Here is a 19951-nt window from a genome sequence, read left to right on the forward strand (position 1 = left end):
GTACCATTTTCGAAGCAACACATTCATGAAGAAAACAACGCTATACCTGTTTATTGTTTTATTACTTACCTCGTGCAGTGCACAGAAAAGAGCCTATGTATTTACCTCTTTTCATGAGCCTGCCACAGAAGGTTTGCGCATGTTGTATAGCTATGATGGCAGGCATTGGACCGATTTTGATACTACCTTATTGCATCCCAATGTAGGTGCACAGAAAGTAATGCGCGACCCCTCTATGGTACAAGGGCCGGATGGTGTGTTTCACCTGGTGTGGACCAGCAGCTGGCGCGGTGATAAGGGTTTTGGCTATGCCAGCTCTACCGACCTGGTACACTGGAGCGAACAGCGTTTTATACCCGTAATGGAACATGAACCGGAAACGGTGAACGTATGGGCGCCGGAATTGTTTTATGATGCAGACAGTGCGCGTTATGTAATTATATGGGCTTCTACTATTCCCAATCGTTTTCCCAAAGGCGAGGAAGAAGAAAAGAACAACCACCGCATGTATTGCACCACCACTAAAGACTTTGTAACGTTTACACCCACCCGGTTGTTTTTAGATCCGGGCTTTAGTGTCATCGATGCGGTAATTGTAAAGCAGGCTACCGGTAAATATGTGCTGGTGCTGAAAGACAATACACGCCCGGAAAGAGATATAAAAGTAGCATTCAGCAACCAGGTGTTAGGCCCGTATACGAATGTATCACAGCCATTTACCGCTAAATTAACAGAAGGACCTGCTGTGGTGAACACCGGTAAAGAGTGGCTGATTTATTACGATGCTTACGGGCAAAAGAACTTTGGAGCCGTAGCTACTACCGATTTTGTGCATTTTACCAATGCTGCCGACCGCATACACGTGCCGGAAGGGCACAAGCACGGAACTATTTGTGAAATTAACCGTAAAACGCTGAAACAAATACAGCAGGGGTTACACAAATAGCCTAATTTAAAGAATACTAAAACGAATGATATGTTAGAGAACAGCAGAAGAAAATTTATCAGGCAGCTTTCTTTAGGATCGGTAGCGGCAGTAAGTATGCCCGCTATTGTTTCCAATGCATATGCAGGCGGAAAAAAGGCCAGGAAGATCAGTATTCAAAAAAATGATGTGATCCTGTTTCAGGGTGATTCTATCACCGATGCAGGTCGCAAAAAAGACGACAAAGAAGCCAATAGCTCCGTGGCGCTGGGCAGGGGATACGCTGTTGCGGCAACTGCACAGCTATTATTACAACATGCAGGCGATAACCTGAGCATTTATAACAGGGGCATCAGCGGTAATAAAGTATACCAGCTGGCCGAACGCTGGGATGCCGATTGCCTGGATATTAAACCCCGCGTTGTAAGCATACTGGTGGGAGTGAACGATTACTGGCACACGCTGGTAAATGGCTATAAAGGCACTGTTGATACCTATCGTAACGATTACGATGCATTGCTGAAACGCACCCGCGAAAAGCTGCCCAACGTAGAACTGATTATTGGTGAACCCTTTGCCGTAAACAATGTAAAAGCGGTTACCGATGCCTGGTTTCCTGCATTTAACGACTACAGGCAGGTAGCGGCCGATCTGGCCAAAGCGTATGATGCCGTGTTTATTCCTTATCAAACCGTATTTAATAAAGCATTGGAAAAAGCACCGGGTTCGTACTGGACAGCAGATGGGGTGCATCCTTCCCTGGCGGGCGCTCAACTGATGTCGCAGGCCTGGCTGGAAGCGGTGAAGTAGGTGTTTATTTAAAAAGTCCATATGAAGCGTTTGTTTACCATAGCATTGATTACCGTATCTTCTTTAAGTGCCACCGCACAGGATACCGTGCGTTATACAGGATCGGTATTAAGTAATGTAGATTATCATCACGGGCAACTGAGCCCCGCCATAGGTGTGCACAACATACAGGTGATGCGCGCCAGCCGGGAACATCCCGAACTTACTGACGGACAGGGCTGGACTTATAACCATGCCCCTATGCTTGCTTACTGGAACAATACATTTTACCTGGAATATCTGAGCGACCCCGTTGGTGAGCATGTGCCGCCCGGACAGACATTACTGGTTACTTCTAAAGATGGTTACCACTGGAACAAACCAGTGGTCATTTTTCCACCTTATAAAGTGCCCGATGGCACTACCAAAGAAGGTGTTGCCGGCGTGGCTAAAGATCTGTATGCCACCATGCACCAGCGCATTGGTTTTTACACCGCTAAAAACAAGCGTTTACTGGCGTTGGCTTTTTATGGTATTACACTGGACGCTAAAGACGACCCCAACGATGGCAATGGCATAGGCAGGGTAGTGCGGGAAATAAAAGCAGATGGTACTTACGGTCCTATCTACTTTATCCGCTACAACCATGCGTTCAATCAACAAAATACTTCTTATCCTTTTTATACTTCCAGCAAAGACAAAGGTTTTGTAGAAGCCTGTAACGAGCTGCTGGCTACCCCGCTGATGATGCAGCAATGGGTGGAAGAGGGAGACAGGAATGATCCGCTGATTCCTTTAAAAAAGCAATACAAAGCATTTTGCTATTATCATTTACCCGATGGCAAAGTGGTGGGCCTGTGGAAATATGCGTTGACCAGCATCAGCACCAACGAAGGTAAAAGCTGGGTATATAACCCGTTGCGCGCACCGGGCTTTGTAAATGCCAATGCTAAAATATGGGGACAGCGTACACCAGATGGTAAATACGCTACTGTATATAATCCTTCTGAGTTTCGCTGGCCGCTGGCTATATCTGTAAGTGACAATGGGTTGAATTATAAAAACCTGTTGCTGGTAAATGGCGAAATCACTTCCATGCGTTATGGCGGTAACTATAAATCGTATGGCCCGCAATATGTGCGTGGTATACAGGAAGGGGATGGCGTACCGCCAGGCAAGCGTTTTTGGGTTACCTACAGTATGAATAAAGAAGATATCTGGGCAGCTTCTATACCTGCGCCGGTGAGGGAGAAAGCAACGCAGTTTCCGGCAGATGATTTCAGTACAATGAATGCAGCCACTGCACTGGATGAGTGGAATATATACAGCCCTTTATGGGCGCCCGTGGCCATAGAGCAGCAGAAAGGTGCCAACGTGCTGGCGTTGCGCGACAAAGATCCTTTTGACTTTGGTAAGGCGGAGCGTGTAATACCTGCTTCCACAGCATTAACGGCCAGCTTTAGCATCACCGCGCAACAGGATAATTATGGTGCGCTGGAAATAGAGTTTGTAGATGGAAAAGGCAATGCTGGTATTCGTATGATACTGGATTCGGCCGGAGAACTGGTAACCAAAGCAGGCTATCGCTTTAAACGCATTACTAAATATAAAGCAGGCGAGAAGCTGGATATACAGGTAGTGATTAATACGGCTACCCGTTTTTATACCGTGAACATTAACGGTAAAACAGAAGGTGGGGCCAACCTGTTTTTTGCACCGCTGGAAAACATTCAGCGTATTGTGTTCAGAACCGGCAGTATCAGGCGTTTTCCGGATTCGGACACACCAACTGATCAAAATTATGATTTACCCAATGCAGGGGCCATTGATAAAGAAGCGGCTTATTTTATTCACTCGTTGAAAGTTCAATAACGAAAGCATTGTTTACATGAAGGGTTTGTTTGTTACGATATGTGTAAGTGCTATTACGTTACTGCAGGCGCAGGAAACGCAACGGCAGTATTTATCAGGCACCGGTAGCGATAACACGGTGAACTGGCAGTTTTACTGCACCGGTGGACGCAATGCGGGTAAGTGGGGTAGCATTGCCGTGCCTTCGTGCTGGGAGTTACAAGGCTATGGCAAATACGATTATGGCTTTTCCAAAGACAGTGCACGCGGCAAGGAAAAAGGAATGTATAAATATGCATTTACCGTACCTGCCGGCTGGAAGCATAAAAAGATAAACCTGGTTTTTGAAGGGGTGATGACTGACGCCGAAGTGAAGGTAAACGGCCGCCTGGCAGGTAAAGTGCATGAAGGTGCATTTTATGCTTTCTCTTACGATATCACTACTTTATTACAATATAACCGTAGCAACCAGCTGGAAGTAACGGTAGCCAAACATTCAGCCAATGCATCAGTAAATGCAGCCGAGCGTAAGGCAGATTTCTGGTTGTTTGGCGGCATCTTTCGCCCGGTATACCTCGAAGCATTGCCACAGCAACATATAGCCGGCGTGGCTATTGATGCCAAAGCAGATGGCAGCTTTGTGGCTAAAGTGCAAACAGCAGGTGCGGCAGATAAAGTAACCGTGCAGCTGTATACGCTGGCAGGCAAAGCTTATGGCGATGTGGTTACGGTGCCGGTAAACGGGAAAGATGCAACGGTGGCAATGAATAGCCATTTTCAGCAGCCTTTATTATGGAACTGCGAAACCCCTCATTTATATAACGCTGTGTTTACCTTATATCAGGGCGACAAAGTTGTGCATACTATACAGCAACGCTTTGGCTTTAGAACAGTAGAAGTAAAACTGCGGGATGGTATATATGTGAATGGTGTGAAGGTGAAAATGAAAGGCGTGAACCGTCATTCCTTCTGGCCTACTACCGGCAGAACCACCAGTAAGCAACTGAGCATTGATGATGTGCTGATGATGAAGGATATGAACATGAATGCGGTAAGGATGAGTCATTATCCGCCGGATGGTCATTTCCTGGATATGTGCGATTCACTCGGTTTGTTTGTAATGGACGAACTGGCGGGCTGGCATGGACATTATGATACCCCTACAGGCAGATCTTTACTGAAAGAAATGATAGCCCACGATCGTAACCATCCAAGTATCATCTTCTGGGCCAACGGCAACGAAGGGGGGCACAACTTCGATCTGGATGCCGTGTTCACACAACTGGATATGCAGCAACGCCCGGTGATACATCCCTGGGAATCGTTCAGCGGTTTTGAAACACAACACTACCGCGATTATAGTTATGGTATAGGCCATTACGATCATGGCCACCAGATAGTAATGCCTACCGAGTTTTTACACGGCATGTATGATGGTGGGCATGGGGCAGGACTGGATGACTACTGGGAAGCCATGTGGCATAACCCGTTAAGCGCCGGTGGATTTTTATGGGACTTTGCAGATGAAGGTGTAGTGCGTACAGATAAGAACGGAGTGATAGATACCGACGACAACCACGGGCCTGATGGTTTAGTAGGCCCATACCATGAAAAAGAAGGCAGCTATTTTACCGTAAAAGAGATATGGTGTCCCGTACATATAGAACCTAAAGACATTACGGCTGCATTTGATGGTAAGCTCACTATTGAAAACAGGTATTTCTATACTAATATGAACCAGTGCCGTTTTACCTGGAAATTAAAGCAAACCAATGGTGGTAAGGAATTAACAGGTACGGCTGTTGCACCGGATATATCACCATCAGCGCATGGACAATTACAGTTAGCATTACCTGCCGGCTGGACAGCATATGATGTGTTGTATGTAACTGCTTTTGATGCTACCAACCATGAGTTATTTACGTGGAGCTTCCCGGTAGCATTGCCCAATGTAATTGCGCAGCGCAAAATAACCACCAGCGGTGCAGGAGCTGTGCAGCTCACCGAAACAGACAGCGCATTCCAGGTTGCTGCTAATGGGGTGCAGGCCTTGTTTCATAAACGCACCGGTTTATTACAGCAGGTAAGCAATGCCGCAGGAAAGATATTATTAAGCAATGGCCCTATTGTGCAACAGGGGGTAACCAATTTTGCAGGTTTTACGGCTACTCAAAAAGGAGATACTGTAGTCATACGTTCTGTATTTGATCGTGCTAATAGTTATAACACATTGGAATGGACAATATACCCATCGGGCTGGATAAAGATGAACATCCATTATTTCCCCGGGGCTTATTTTACCGATTTCATTGGGGTAAACTTCTCCTTTCCGGAAAAGGAGATGGTTTCGGTTGACTACCTGGGTAAAGGTCCTTACCGTGTTTGGAAAAACCGTTTAAAAGGTGGTATGCTGGATGTATGGCATAAAGACTACAACAGTGCTGAAACCGGTGAAGCGCCTTTTCAATACCCGGAGTTTAAAGGGTATCACGCCAATATGTACTGGTGTCGTTTTCATACAAAAGGCCGCGCCTTTACCGTAGTAACCGAAACGGAAGATGTGTTTTTGCGTTTGTTTACCCCTGTGGTAAAAGATGATCCTAAAGACACGTGGAAGAACCTGCAATATGTATTTCCCGATGGCGATATTTCATTTATGCAGGGCATATCCGGTGTAGGCACCAAAACGCAGAAACGCGAAACTACCGGCCCTATGGGCATGAAGAATATCATGTACGACTATGAAAAAGAACCAGCGCGTGCGCTGAATATGGTATTGTATTTTGATTTTACCGAAAAACCGTAAACCAGGAAGTACATTAACGATGAAAGCCTTATTAATTGCCATAACATGTTTAGTATGCCTTACTGCTACCGCACAGGTGCAGGTGCATCATTTGCGTTGCGAAATGCTGGAAAATCCGGTAGGAGTAGATGCACAACAGCCGCGCATCAGCTGGCAACTGAGCAGCACACAGCGTGATGTGCAGCAAACTGCCTATGAAATTATTGCCGCTTCTTCCCGCGAAAAGCTGGCTGCCAATGCAGGCGATCTGTGGCAATCGGGCAAAGTAAGCAGTACGCAAAATGCCTGGGTAAGCTATGCAGGAAAAGCTTTGGCTGCCAACAGCTATTGCTACTGGAAAGTAAAAGTATATACCAATAAAGGCGTTACGGGATGGAGTGAACCTGCTTACTGGTTAAACAGCCTGCAACCGGCACAATGGAAAGCGAAATGGATAGGCATGGATTCGGCCTTTGCCTGGGATAGTGTAAGCCAGTGGTCGCGTTTAAGTGCGCGTTATGCAGGTAAAGTATTTACACATACCAAAAAAGTAAAACAGGCCGTAGCCTATATAGCAGGTGTTGGCTTATACGAATTATACATGAATGGCAACAAAGTTGGCAGCCAGGTATTATCACCTGCGCCTACCGATTACCGGAAGGCTGTTTTATATAACAGTTATGATGTAACAGCCCTGATGCAGCAGCCTAAGCAGGATATTATGGTAGCATTAGGTAATGGCCGCTTTTTTACCATGCGCCAGAACTATAAGCCTGCTAAAATTAATACGTTCGGTTATCCTAAGCTGTTGTTTCAGCTGGAGTTGACTTATACAGATGGCACCAGGGAAACGGTGATAAGTGATGGTAGCTGGAAGCTGAACGCAGATGGCCCCATACGTAGCAATAACGAATATGATGGCGAAACATACGACGCCAATAAAGCGCTTACCGGTAAAAGGTCACTGGCATTGGCCAGTGTTGCCGAAGGATGGATGCCGGTTCAACTGGTAGCTGCGCCCGGTGGTGTGTTAAAAGCACAGGTGAGCGAGCCTATGCGGGTGATGAAAACGTTGAAACCCGTATCTATACGCCCCAGCGCCAATGGTTATATACTGGACATGGGACAAAACTTTGCAGGATGGTTACAAATGAAAGTGCAGGGTAAGCAAGGCGATAAGGTTACCATGCGTTTTGCGGAAAGCCTGCAGCCGAATGGTAATTTATATACCGCCAACCTGCGTGATGCCAGAGCTACCAACACCTACACCCTGAAAGGGGGTGGAGTAGAAACCTGGCATCCGGCATTTGTGTACCAGGGATTTCGTTATGTAGAGGTAACCGGTTTCCCCGGCAAACCTGCTGCTGATAATTTTGAAGGACAGTTAGTGTATGATGCGCTGGAAACTACAGGTCAGCTGCAAACCTCAGATACCATTATCAATAAAATTATCCGTAACGCCTGGTGGGGCATTGCTTCCAACTATAAAGGCATGCCGGTAGATTGTCCGCAACGGAACGAGCGCCAGCCCTGGCTGGGCGACCGTGCTACCGGTGCATTAGGCGAAAGCTTTTTGTTTGGTAACGGAAACCTGTATGCCAAATGGCTGGATGATATTGAAGACGCGCAAACCGCAGAAGGTGCTATACCCGATGTGGCTCCGGCTTACTGGAACTATTACTCAGACAACGTTACCTGGCCGGGCACATACCTGATGGTAGCGGATATGTTATACAAGCAGTATGGCAATGCACAGCCGATAGTAAAGCATTACGCTTCTATGAAAAAGTGGATGCGCTATATGCAAGGCAAGTACCTGAAAAACTACCTGCTTACAAAAGATAAGTATGGCGATTGGTGCGTGCCGCCGGAAGATTTACACATGATCCGCTCGCGCGATTCCCTGCGCAACACCAATGGAACCCTTATAGCTACTGCTACTTACTACCAGATGTTGCAATATATGCAGCAGTTTGCAAAGCTGGCAGGACAGCAGGAAGATGTAGTGGGTTTTGCCACACTGGCCGATTCTGTAAAAAAAGCTTTTCATACCACCTTTTACCGTGCACAGCAGAAATGCTATGATAATAACACGGCTACTGCCAACCTGCTGCCTTTGTATTATGGCATGGTGCCGGCCGAGCTGGAAGAGGGTGTGTTTAACAGCCTGTACAATACTGTAAAAATTACCAATCACATGCATGTGAGCACAGGGGTAATAGGCATTCAATACCTGATGCGTGGTTTAACCCGCTTTCAGCGTTCAGATATTGCTTATACACTGGCTTCCAATAAAACTTATCCCAGCTGGGGTTACATGACAGAGAATGGCGCTTCTACCATATGGGAGTTGTGGAATGGCAACACTGCCGACCCACAGATGAACTCACAAAACCATGTGATGTTGCTGGGCGATTTACTGGTGTGGTTGTTTGAAAATGCCGGCGGCATTCAATCTGCCGGCGCCGGCTTTCGTTCTATTGTTATGAAGCCGGAGAATATGGATGGACTTACTTATGTAAACGCCAGCTACCAAAGCGTAAACGGTGCCATCGTAAGCAACTGGCAAAAGAAAGAAGACCTGTTTAACTGGCAGGTGACTATTCCTGCTAACACACAAGCGACATTGTATATACCTGCTAACGACAGTGCAGGTGTAACAGAAGGCGGGAAACCTGCTGCCAAAGCTGCTGGTGTTCGCTTTTTACGCATGGAAGGGCGCACGGCTGTGTATAGCGTGGCTTCGGGTAGCTATCATTTCTCTTCTGCCTTGTTATGGAAAAAAGGTATTGTAACAGATGAATTCATCTTTAGTCAATCTCCTTTTCCCGAAAGTCATTCTTCTACGATAGCGGAAACGCCTAAAGGTTTGATTGCAGCATGGTTTGGCGGAACGAAGGAAGGCAATAAAGACGTAGAGATATATACCAGCCGCCTGGTGAATGGCCAATGGACCACTCCTGTATCGGTAGCCAATGGTGTGGTAAATGACAGCGTGCGTATTGCCTGTTACAACCCGGTGTTATACCAGGTGCCGCACGGCGATTTGCTGTTGTTTTATAAAATAGGCAACAAAGTGGCTAACTGGAAAGGATGGATGATTCGCTCAAAGGATAATGGTATCAGCTGGAGCAGCCCGGAAGCTTTGCCAGAAGGATTCCTGGGCCCTATTAAAAATAAACCGGTGCAGGTGGGTAATGTGCTCATTTGCCCATCCAGCACGGAAGGAAACGGCTGGCGTGTACATTTTGAAACTACTACCGATGAAGGTAAAACCTGGAATAAGATAGGGCCATTGAATGATGGCAAAACCATTAACGCTATACAGCCCAGCATACTGCATTATGCAGATGGCCGCTTACAGATATTGTGCAGAACCCGCAACAGAAGCATTGCCGAAGCGTGGAGCAGTGATGGGGGCAAAACCTGGGGCGAAATGAAACTGATCCATTTGCCTAACAACAATTCCGGCACAGATGCCATTACCTTAAAAGATGGCAGGCAACTGCTGGTATACAACCACGTAAAACCTGATGCGTCTTTATCGAATGGGAAAGGGCCCAGAACGCCGTTAAACGTAGCGTTGTCAAAAGATGGCAAAACCTGGTATGCATCGCTGGTGCTGGAAGATTCACCGGTGAGCCAGTATTCTTATCCCAGTGTAATGCAATCGGCCGATGGTATGGTGCATATCGTGTACACCTGGCGCAGGGAGCGGATTAAATATGTAAAAATTGATCCGGCTAAACTGGAAATGAAAGAGATTATTAACGAGCAATGGCCGGGTGCTGCAATTTCACCTGCCACAAATGCATCACATGAAGAACCTTAGAACGATATGGGTGGCCGCTGGAATGTTGTTGCTGGGTAATGCCTATGCGCAACAGAATACAGATGCAGGTTATAAAAGAACCTTGCGCGAGGTGCTGGCTACTATTGAAACCCAATACGGGGTAAGGATTAAATATGCAGATAGCCTGGTAGCGGGCAAATGGGTTACTTATGCCGACTGGCGTTTTCGCAATGATGTAGAAGCCACGTTGGACAATGTGCTTGCGCCGCTGGATTTAAAAGTGAAAAAAGAAAAGGACAAACTATATAAGCTCAGCGTATACGAGTATTACCGCTGGACGGTGGCTGATGGATGGGCGGAACTAGACAGGCTGGCCGCGCAATACCACAACCGCGAAGAGTGGGAGCAGCGTAAAAGTGTTTTGCAACCTTGCTTGCTGGAAGCTTTACAACTACAGCCATTACCGGCAGCGCCAAAATCGCAGCCGATCGTCACTGCTGAGCGTAAGTTTAATGGCTACACTGTACGCAACATTGCTATTGAAATATTACCGGGTGTATACATCAACGGATCGTTATACAAACCGGCTAAGTATAAAGGAAAGATACCGGTGATACTGAATCCCGATGGGCATTGGGAAAAACAACGTTATCGGCCCGATTGCCAGTATCGCTGTGCAGCGCTGGCCAGGATGGGCGCTATGGCTTTCAGCTATGATCTGTTTGCCTGGGGCGAATCGTTATTACAATTTGCCCAGGAAGATCACCGCAGAAGCCTGGCCATGAGTGTGCAGGTGTTAGGCTCTATACGCATACTCGATTACCTGTTACAATTAAAAGATGCTGATACGGCACGGGTGGCTATTACAGGTGGCTCAGGCGCTGGCAGTCACACCGTGTTGATGGCGGCTATAGACAACCGTATTAAAGTAAGTGCGCCGGTGGTTTCGTTAAGTTCTTATTTCTATGGTGGCTGCCCTTGTGAAAGTGGTATGCCTATACATAGCTGTGGTAACCGTACCGATAACGTGGAAATTGCTGCTATGACCGCTCCACGTCCGCAACTGGTGGTAAGTGATGGTAAAGACTGGACAGATAAAATGCCGGAGCATGATTTTCCCTACCTGCAAAAAATATATGGTTATTACCAGCAAAGCGGCCAGGTGGAGAACGTTCACCTGCCTGCTGAGGGACACGATTTTGGCATTAACAAGCGCACCGCTGTATACCGCTTTATGGCAAAGCATCTGGGCCTGCAACTGAATGCTATACAGGATGCTGCCGGTAACATAGATGAAAGCACACTGACCATTGAGAAAGAGCAGGCATTGTATGTGTTTGGCGATAAAGGCGAGCAACTTCCGGCCAATGCTATTCATGGTTTTGCGCAGCTGGAAAAAATATGGAATACTAAATAAACGATGATGCTATATAAGAAGAATGTATTGCTGTTAGGCCTGTTACTGGTAATGGCTGCGGCCGATGCCGGTGCACAGCGCTATAAGGTAGGATTAATTGATTTAATGCTGTTGAAGCGCCAGAAGGTAGGTGCTATCACCTTAACCCGCCAGCTGGGTGCAGATGGTGTGGAAATTGATTTAGGCGGCCTGGGCAACCGGCCTACGTTTGATAACAAGCTGTTGGTAGACTCGCTGCGCCAGGAGTTTATCAATAAAGCCAAAGAAGAAAAGGTAGAGATATTTTCACTGGCTATGACCGGGTATTATGCCCAGTCGTTCTGCAACCGTACAGAGTATATACAATCTATACAGGACTGTATCACCTCTATGCAACTGATGAATGTAAAAGTAGCTTTCCTGCCATTGGGGGTACAATGCGATTTGCGTAAGAACCCGGAAGTGCGCGATTCGGTAGTGGCCCGTTTAAAAGTGGCCGGCGCTATGGCGGAAAAAGCGGGTGTGGTAATTGGCATTGAAACCGCACTGACTGCATCGGAAGAAGTGCGGCTGTTAAAAGAAATCAACTCACCCGGTATTAAAATCTATTTCAATTTCTCTAATCCTTTAAAGGAAGGACGCGATCTGTATAAAGAGCTGACCATATTGGGCAAAGACCGCATTTGCATGATACACTGTACCAACAAGGATAGTGTTTGGTTACAGAACGATGCGCAAATTGATATGGTGAAAGTGAAGAAGGTACTGGATAAGATGAAGTGGAGCGGCTGGCTGGTGATTGAACGTTCCCGCGATGCTTCTAAACCGAAAGATGTAAAAGGTAACTACGGTGCTAATACCGCCTACCTGAAAAAGATATTTCAATCAGGCAAAAAATAAAGTATTGCCATATGAATAAACGATGTTTTCTGTTGCTGGCTATTTATGTTTTGCTGGCATCTGCCCTACACGCAGATGCCGCAGACATTTTTGTGAGCATACAGGGAAATGATACTTACGATGGCACTGCCGGGCATCCCAAAGCCACTTTGCAGGCTGCTTTGCGGCTGGCAAGAGAATGGCGGCGATTGCATAACAGTGGTGTGCAGGGCGGCATTCATATTATTGTACAGGGCGGCACTTACCGCTTATACGATCCGGTGCTGATTCGGCCGGAAGATTCGGGTACACCCGAAAGTCCTACCATTATAGAAGCGGCAGCTGGTGAGCAGCCCATCATCAGTGGCGGTATCACTATCAACGGCTGGAAACGTGCACAGCAAACACCTGCGGGCCTTCCTGCTGTTGCTAAAGGTAAAGTGTGGGTGGCGCCTGTGCCAGCTACCGGGGGAGTTTCATTGCTGTTCAGGCAGCTGTGGGTGAACAACCGTAAAGCTACCCGCGCACGGTATAGTAATGGAGATAGTATGTGTCGTATTATATCGTGGAACCATGCTACCGGAGAATGCTGGATACCTACACCGGCTACGCCCTCCCTGCAACAGGCAGCAGGTGTGGAAATGCTGATACATCAGTGGTGGGCTATAGCCAATCTGCGTGTAAAAGCGATGCTGGTACAAGGGGATAGTACTAAACTGTCTTTTGAACAACCGGAAAGCATTGTACAAAACGAACATCCCTGGCCGGCTCCGTGGCAATCGACCCACACGGGTAATTCTGCTTTTTATCTCACCAATGCGATACAGTTTTTAGATGAGCCGGGAGAATGGTACCTGGATGTGGCTGCCGGGCAATTGTATTACTGGCCCAGGGCAGATGAAAACCTGCTGACACAGGAAGTGGTAGCACCCGTACAGGAAACACTGGTAAAAGTGAGTGGCACTATCGATAATCCGGTTGGTTATGTACAGTTTAAGGGTATTGCATTTGAACATACCAGCTGGTTACGTCCTTCTTTACAAGGGCATGTGCCTTTGCAGGCAGGCATGTATATGCTGGATGCCTATAAGCTGAAAGTGCCTGGTACGCCGGATAAAAAAGGATTGGAAAATCAGGCATGGATAGGAAGGCCTCCGGCGGCTGCCGAAGTCATGTTTGCGCATGATACCCGCTTTGAAGGTTGCCGTTTCAGGCACCTGGCTTCTACAGGGCTGGACTATAAAAGAGGTACCCGGCAGGATGACATTACCGGTAACGTATTCAGTGATATTGGTGGCACAGGCATACAGGTGGGCGTATACTCAGATGAACCCTTTGAAACGCATTTGCCATACCTGCCGGTAGATAACCGCGAAGTGTGCAGCTATACCAACATCAACAATAACCTGGTAACAGATGTAACCAATGAAGACTGGGGTACACTGGGCATTAGCGCCGGGTATGTGAAGAATATAACCATTGAGCATAACGAAGTAAGTGAGGTAAGCTACTCCGGCATTAGTGTAGGCTGGGGCTGGACACGCACGGTAAACGTGATGCAGAACAACCGGGTGCTGCGTAATAAAATACATCATTACGGCAGGCATATGTATGATGTGGCTGCTATCTATACTTTATCGGCGCAGCCCGGATCGGTGATCAGTGAAAACTATATCGACAGTATTTATAAAGCGCCGTACGCGCATTTGCCTGCACACTGGTTTTACTTGTATTCAGATGAAGGCACGGCATATTATACGGTGAATAATAACTGGTGCCCGGCAAAGAAGTTTTTGCAGAATGCCAACGGTCCTAACAATAATTGGTTTAACAATGGCCCGCAGGTGACAGATAGTGTAAAGCAACTGGCTGGCCTGCAACCTGCTTACCGGTCATTGCTGTGTAATCAAGCCCTGGTGGATAACCGTGTATTGATTAATAGCTATTCGCCTACTGTAACGCAAAGGGCTATAGCAGAAAAGCCGGTAATTATAGAAATGGTAACACCCAAAGCCACGAAGCAATATGCCCACCGCATACAGGAAGTACTGAACAGGCATGCAGCACATTACGATGGATTGCAGCAATGGAAAAACCATTATGTGGTGTTTGCGGTAATGCCCAATGCCCATGAGGTAGTGGCATTGTTGAAAAAGGCTGTGCCAGATGCAACAGTGACATTATACGATAGTTGCTTTTATGTGTTTGACCGTAGTAAATGCGATAGCACAACAGTAGCGGAAGAATGGGAACATACCCTCTTAACAGCTAACCTGGTGGCAGATACAGCCTTGCAACAGCAATACCTGCAATACCATGCCACGCAATACAGTCAGTGGCCGGAGCTGGCCAAAGGGTTTTGCCATGCCCGCTTTCAGCAGTTGTTATTGTACAGGAATGGCCGCCAGCTGATGTTGGTGATAAGCATACCCAAAGGGGAGAAGCTGGATAATTTAAATCCTAAAACAACAGAGAATAACCCGCGCGTGGTGGAGTGGAATACGCTGATGAAAAAATACCAGGAAGGTATTGCCGGAACAGCGCCCGGTGAAGTGTGGGTGGAGTTGAAATAAGACACCATATTTTGATAGCATATAAATAAGCGATTATGTTAAACATAGGTATACTGGGATTAGGGGAGGGCAGAAGCACGATGTCTGCCGCGTTGAACAGCAAAAAGTTTCGTTTAAAAACGGTATGCGACCGTAACGAAGAGCTGTGTAAGCAGCGTGCCAAAGAATTTGATTTTCATAGCTACACCACCAGTTACCAGGATATGCTGGATGATAAAGAAATAGATGTAATTGCTATTTATACGCCCGATCACCTGCATGCACAGCATGTGACAATGGCATTGCAGCATGGCAAGCATGTAGTATGCACCAAACCGTTTATTGACGATTTATCCAAAGCACAGGAATTGCTGGCTTTGAGCGAAGCAACCGGCAAAAAAGTATTCATAGGGCAAAGCTCCCGCTTTTTTGAACCCATGAAACGGCAGCGTGCAGATTACGAAGCGGGTATTATTGGTGAGCTGATTACGGTAGAAGCCTATTATCATGCCGATCATCGCTGGTTTTTAGAAAAGCCCTGGTCGCTGGAAAGCAGTTTTAAATGGTTATATGGTGGGTTAAGTCACCCGGTTGATTTTATACGCTGGTACCTGCCTGATATAGAAGAAGTAATGGGTTATGGCATGTTAAGCAGCAATGGCAGAAAAGGTGGTTTGAAGCATGAAGATACCATGCACTTTATCTTTAAATCGAAAGATGGCCGTGTGGCGCGCGTAAGCGGCGCTTATACCGGACCGGTGCAGCCTGTTACCCGTGACAGTGAAATGAGCTGTATATTAAGAGGGACGGAAGGATGCAGCCAGGGCGACTACATGGATTTGCGTTATGCCGTAACTACCAACACCGGTGAAGAGCAGATCGTTACCTGGGAGCATAAGCTGAAACATTATTTCCGCTTTGAAGGCAAAAGCCATCATGCCGGAGAATACCAGAACTACCTGGAATATTTTGCAGACAGTATTGAAAATAATACTACCGCCTACCCGGATATTAAAGAAGGGATAGGCACGATTGCTTTGTTACAGGCGATGGATAAAAGCCTGAAAACAGGCACACCTGTGAAAATTGCCGACATACTGAAAGCGCACGATCTAACACCGGAGTTGTTACAGGGTGCCGCTGTTTTGCCATAACGCACTGTTTATTCACTAACGATTGCTTTAAGAACACATGCAACTCAATAACATTATACAACGCCTTACTGCACTGGACTATACAATAGTTGTGGTATACCTGTTGGTGCTGCTACTGATAGGATACCGCGCCAGTGAGGCTGCCCGTAAAAAGGAAGGTACTTTATTCCTGGCCAGTAAATCGCTGGGGTGGTCCAGCATTGGTTTTAATATGTGGGGTACCAACGTAGGGCCTTCCATGTTGCTGGCCTTTGCCAGTATTGGCTATAGCACGGGTATTGTGGCTATTAATTTTGACTGGTATGCATTTGTGTTTCTGTTTTTACTGGCGGTGGTGTTTGCGCCCCGGTACCTGGCCAGCCGTGTAAGCACCATGCCGGAGTTTATGGGTAAGCGTTATGGCAGTTCTACACAGAACATACTGGCCTGGTATGCGCTGATTAAAATACTGATATCGTGGCTATCGCTGGGTTTATTTGCCGGTGGTTTTTTGGTAAGGCAGATACTGGATATACCCATGTGGCAATCGGTGATAGTGCTGGTGGCGTTTGCGGGTTTGTTTGCTTTTGCAGGCGGGCTAAGGGCTATTGCCAAAGTGAATGTGTTTCAGATGATATTGCTGATAGGCGTATCGCTTACTTTAACGATCATAGGTTTGAACAAAGTAGGTGGTTTCAGCGCCTTATATCATAAAGTGCCTTCCGGTTACTGGAATCTTATACATCCTGCCAGCGATGAAAAATATCCCTGGTATGCGATACTGCTGGGGTACCCGGTAGCCGCAGTGGCTTTTTTCTGTACCGATCAGGCAATGGTGCAATCGGTGCTGGGGGCGCGTAACCTGCAACAGGGGCAGCTGGGGGTGAACTTTATAGGCTGGCTGAAAATATTATCACTGCCTTTGTTTATCCTGCCGGGCATTTTGTGTTTTGCGCTGTTTCCCAACCTGGCCAATGCAGATGAAGCGTATATGACTATGGTAACCAGTTTATTTCCTCCGGGTATGAACGGGCTGGTAATTGTAGTGCTGATTGCCGTACTGGTAGGCACTATAGGTTCTTCCTTAAACTCGTTGAGTACGGTGTTTACGATGGATGTGTATGTGAAAAAATACCGTCCGCAAGCTACCGATAAAGAAATGATACGCATGGGGCGTATCAGCATAGCCGTGGGGTGTATCATAGCAGTGCTGATAGCGCTGGCTATTGACAGCATTAAAGGCATAAAACTATTTGATGTGTTCCAGTCGGTACTGGGCTTTATTGCGCCGCCTTTATCGGTGGTGTTCTTACTGTCGGTATTCTGGAAACGCACCACCCGTTTGGCGGTGAACATGGTGTTATCGGCGGGATCGGCTTTTAGCCTGGGAACCGGCGTGTTATACCTGTGGGTGTTTCCGCCGGACAGGTATCATTCCTGGCCACATTACCTGGTATTGTCTTTTTTGTTGTTTGTGGTGTTGCTGCTGGCGGCAGTAGTGGTTTCGCTGCTGGATAAAAACGGGCAGGTATACCAGGAGCAGCAGGGAGCTGCTGAAGTGCAGCCGGAAAAAACAACGCCGCGTGTGAAATGGGCTTGGACCTTACTGATTATAGTGATGATTTTATTATATATAGTTTTTAGTGGACATTAAAAGAACGATAGCATGCTGATAGTGAAACGATTTGCAATGATTCTGTTGTTAGCCGGCGGCGTAAGTGCCGTGGCGGCGCAGGAAGCCACATGGATATGGTATCCGGGCGATTTTGATATCTGGTTGAGCAATAAAATGCAGAACAGGCGCACAGAACGCGGTTCTTTTTTTCCGCCTTTCTGGAAACTGGATAACCATTATATCCTGATCAATTTTCATAAAACATTTAACCTGACTGCACCGGAAGACGTATCGGTGTATGTAGAAGGGGAGTATAACGTAAAACTGGATACTAAACTGTTACCAGGCAAACCTTCGCAGGTTACCTTACCTGCGGGTAAACATGTGCTGGATATGAAAGTGTTTTGCCAGGACCGTGTACCCGCTATTTACCTGAAAGGGAAAACACTGGTAACAGATACCAGCTGGAAGGTGACGTTTGAAGATAAAGAATGGATTGATGCTACTGGTAAGGTATCGGACCAGTCCGGTACGGTTTGGTTACCTGCTGCTTCGGGTGGTTTTAACAATCCGCTGCAACCGCCTTCTGCTTTCCGTTTACAGGTAACACCTGCTTCTGCCGTGCGTAAAGAGAAACTATCACAAGGGGAGGTACTGGATTTTGGAAAAGAAACTTTTGGTTTTATTAAGATACATGGCCTGAAAGGAACTGGTGGGTTGTCGTTGTATTATGGAGAATCGCGTGAAGAAGCCATGGCTACAGAAAGTTGCGAAACGCTGGACAGGCTGGAACTGCAAAATGCACCTGCCCGTGATTCTGTACTGCCTTTAAGCAAGGCTTTCCGGTATGTGCAGGTAAATGCTGCTGCGGGAGTAAGTTACGATTCGGTTTCTATGTTGTATGAGTATTCTACTGTACAGGAGAAGGGTAACTTTCGTTGTTCGGATGAGGAGATCAACCGCATTTACGATGTAGCGAAGTATACCTTGCACCTGAACACCCGCGAGTTTTTTATAGATGGTATTAAACGCGACCGTTGGGTATGGAGCGGGGATGCTTATCAAAGCTACCTGATGAACTACTACCTGTATTTTGATGAGCCTACCGTAAAACGTACATTACTGGCACAGCGTGGCAAAGACCCGGTAAGCAGTCATATCAATACCATTATGGATTATACGTTTTACTGGTTCATGGGCATTTATGATTACTACCGCTATACAGGCGACAGCAGCTTTATTAAACAGTGTTACCCACGTATGCAATCGCTGATGGAGTATTGCCTGGGCCGCAGGAATAAAGATGGTTTGATGGAAGGTTTGTCGGGCGACTGGATATTTATTGACTGGGCCGATGGTTTAAGCAAGCAGGGAGAAGTAAGTTTTGAACAATTACTGTTTTGCCGCAGCCTGGAAACCATGGCGCTGTGTGCAGAGATAGCTAATGACGCAAAACACAAGGATACTTATAACCAGCTGGCGGCAGATGTAAAAACCAAACTGTTTAACTGGTATTGGAATACAGAGAAGCAGGCGTTGGTACATAGCCGCATTAACGGCCAGCCTACCGATCATGTTACACGCTACGCCAATATGTTTGCGATCTTTTTCAACTATCTCAACAATGATCAGAAGCAGGGGGTGAAAAAACAGGTGTTGCTGAACAACAACGTGCCTGCTATTACTACGCCATATATGCGCTTTTATGAACTGGAAGCATTATGTGCGTTAGGGGAGCAGAACTACGTGTTGCAGGAAATGAAAAACTATTGGGGCGGGATGTTGAAATTGGGCGCTACTTCGTTTTGGGAAGAATACAACCCGGCTAAGAAAGGAGCAGAGCATTATGCGATGTATGGCCGTCCTTTTGGCAAAAGCTTATGTCATGCCTGGGGAGCCAGCCCGATATACCTGTTGGGTAAATACTATTTAGGCGTTACGCCGGTAACGGCGGGTTACGATACCTACACCATTACGCCGGTATTGGGCGGTTTACAGTGGATGGAAGGTGATGTGCCTGTGCCTGGCGGTAATATACATGTGTATTGCAGCGCTAAGGAAATAAAGGTGCAATCAGCTACAGGTACGGGTAAATTACTGTTGAACAGTAAAACCAAACCGGTGGTGAGCAATGGTACAGCCGTGTTAAAGAGCGGCCAGCAGTATGAAGTAACGATTGAAAAAAACAAAGCATACCGTATTACTTATACGGCATTGTAATAGTGCAGGAACG

General features: G+C 46.8%; 11 protein-coding genes. All 11 read left to right on the forward strand.

Annotated elements, in window-relative coordinates; genetic code table 11:
- Positions 1 to 25: 25 nt before the first annotated feature.
- Genes FLA_RS05760 through FLA_RS05810 form a run of 11 tightly spaced genes read left to right on the forward strand, consistent with a single transcriptional unit; the run spans position 26 to position 19938 of the window.
- Positions 26 to 946 (forward strand): glycoside hydrolase family 43 protein, encoded by a 921-nt coding sequence (locus tag FLA_RS05760; RefSeq protein ID WP_076380194.1) that lies wholly within the window; start codon positions 26 to 28, stop codon positions 944 to 946.
- Between the two features lie 30 nt (positions 947 to 976).
- Complete coding sequence (locus tag FLA_RS05765) at positions 977 to 1735, forward strand: SGNH/GDSL hydrolase family protein (RefSeq protein ID WP_076380193.1); 759 nt, start codon at positions 977 to 979, stop codon at positions 1733 to 1735.
- A 21-nt stretch (positions 1736 to 1756) separates the two neighbouring features.
- Entirely contained in the window at positions 1757 to 3586 is a 1830-nt protein-coding gene (locus FLA_RS05770) for a sialidase/neuraminidase family protein (protein ID WP_076380192.1), read from the forward strand.
- Positions 3587 to 3602: 16 nt separating this feature from the next.
- Entirely contained in the window at positions 3603 to 6371 is a 2769-nt protein-coding gene (locus FLA_RS05775; protein WP_076380191.1) for a glycoside hydrolase family 2, read from the forward strand.
- A 19-nt stretch (positions 6372 to 6390) separates the two neighbouring features.
- On the forward strand, positions 6391 to 10182 hold the full coding sequence (locus FLA_RS05780; RefSeq protein ID WP_076380190.1) for a family 78 glycoside hydrolase catalytic domain: 3792 nt from the start codon (positions 6391 to 6393) through the stop codon (positions 10180 to 10182).
- Complete coding sequence (locus FLA_RS05785) at positions 10169 to 11560, forward strand: alpha/beta hydrolase family protein (RefSeq protein WP_076380189.1); 1392 nt, start codon at positions 10169 to 10171, stop codon at positions 11558 to 11560. Before FLA_RS05780 ends, FLA_RS05785 begins: the two co-directional genes overlap by 14 nt.
- Positions 11561 to 11563: 3 nt before the next feature.
- A complete protein-coding gene (locus FLA_RS05790; RefSeq protein WP_076380188.1) occupies positions 11564 to 12439 on the forward strand; it encodes a sugar phosphate isomerase/epimerase family protein in 876 nt (291 codons plus the stop codon).
- A gap of 11 nt (positions 12440 to 12450) precedes the next feature.
- Positions 12451 to 14991 (forward strand): L-rhamnose mutarotase, encoded by a 2541-nt coding sequence (locus FLA_RS05795; RefSeq protein ID WP_076380187.1) that lies wholly within the window; start codon positions 12451 to 12453, stop codon positions 14989 to 14991.
- Between the two features lie 35 nt (positions 14992 to 15026).
- Positions 15027 to 16124: a Gfo/Idh/MocA family protein gene (locus FLA_RS05800; RefSeq protein ID WP_076380186.1), complete on the forward strand. Its 1098-nt coding sequence runs from the start codon at positions 15027 to 15029 to the stop codon at positions 16122 to 16124.
- Between the two features lie 37 nt (positions 16125 to 16161).
- Positions 16162 to 17757, forward strand: a complete 1596-nt coding sequence (locus FLA_RS05805) for an SLC5 family protein (protein WP_076380185.1) — start codon at positions 16162 to 16164, stop codon at positions 17755 to 17757.
- Positions 17758 to 17793: 36 nt separating this feature from the next.
- Positions 17794 to 19938, forward strand: a complete 2145-nt coding sequence (locus tag FLA_RS05810) for an alpha-L-rhamnosidase-related protein (RefSeq protein ID WP_231940398.1) — start codon at positions 17794 to 17796, stop codon at positions 19936 to 19938.
- Positions 19939 to 19951 lie beyond the last annotated feature (13 nt).

Origin of the sequence: Filimonas lacunae, assembly GCF_002355595.1 — a bacterium.
Classification (GTDB): Bacteria; Bacteroidota; Bacteroidia; order Chitinophagales; family Chitinophagaceae; genus Filimonas; species Filimonas lacunae.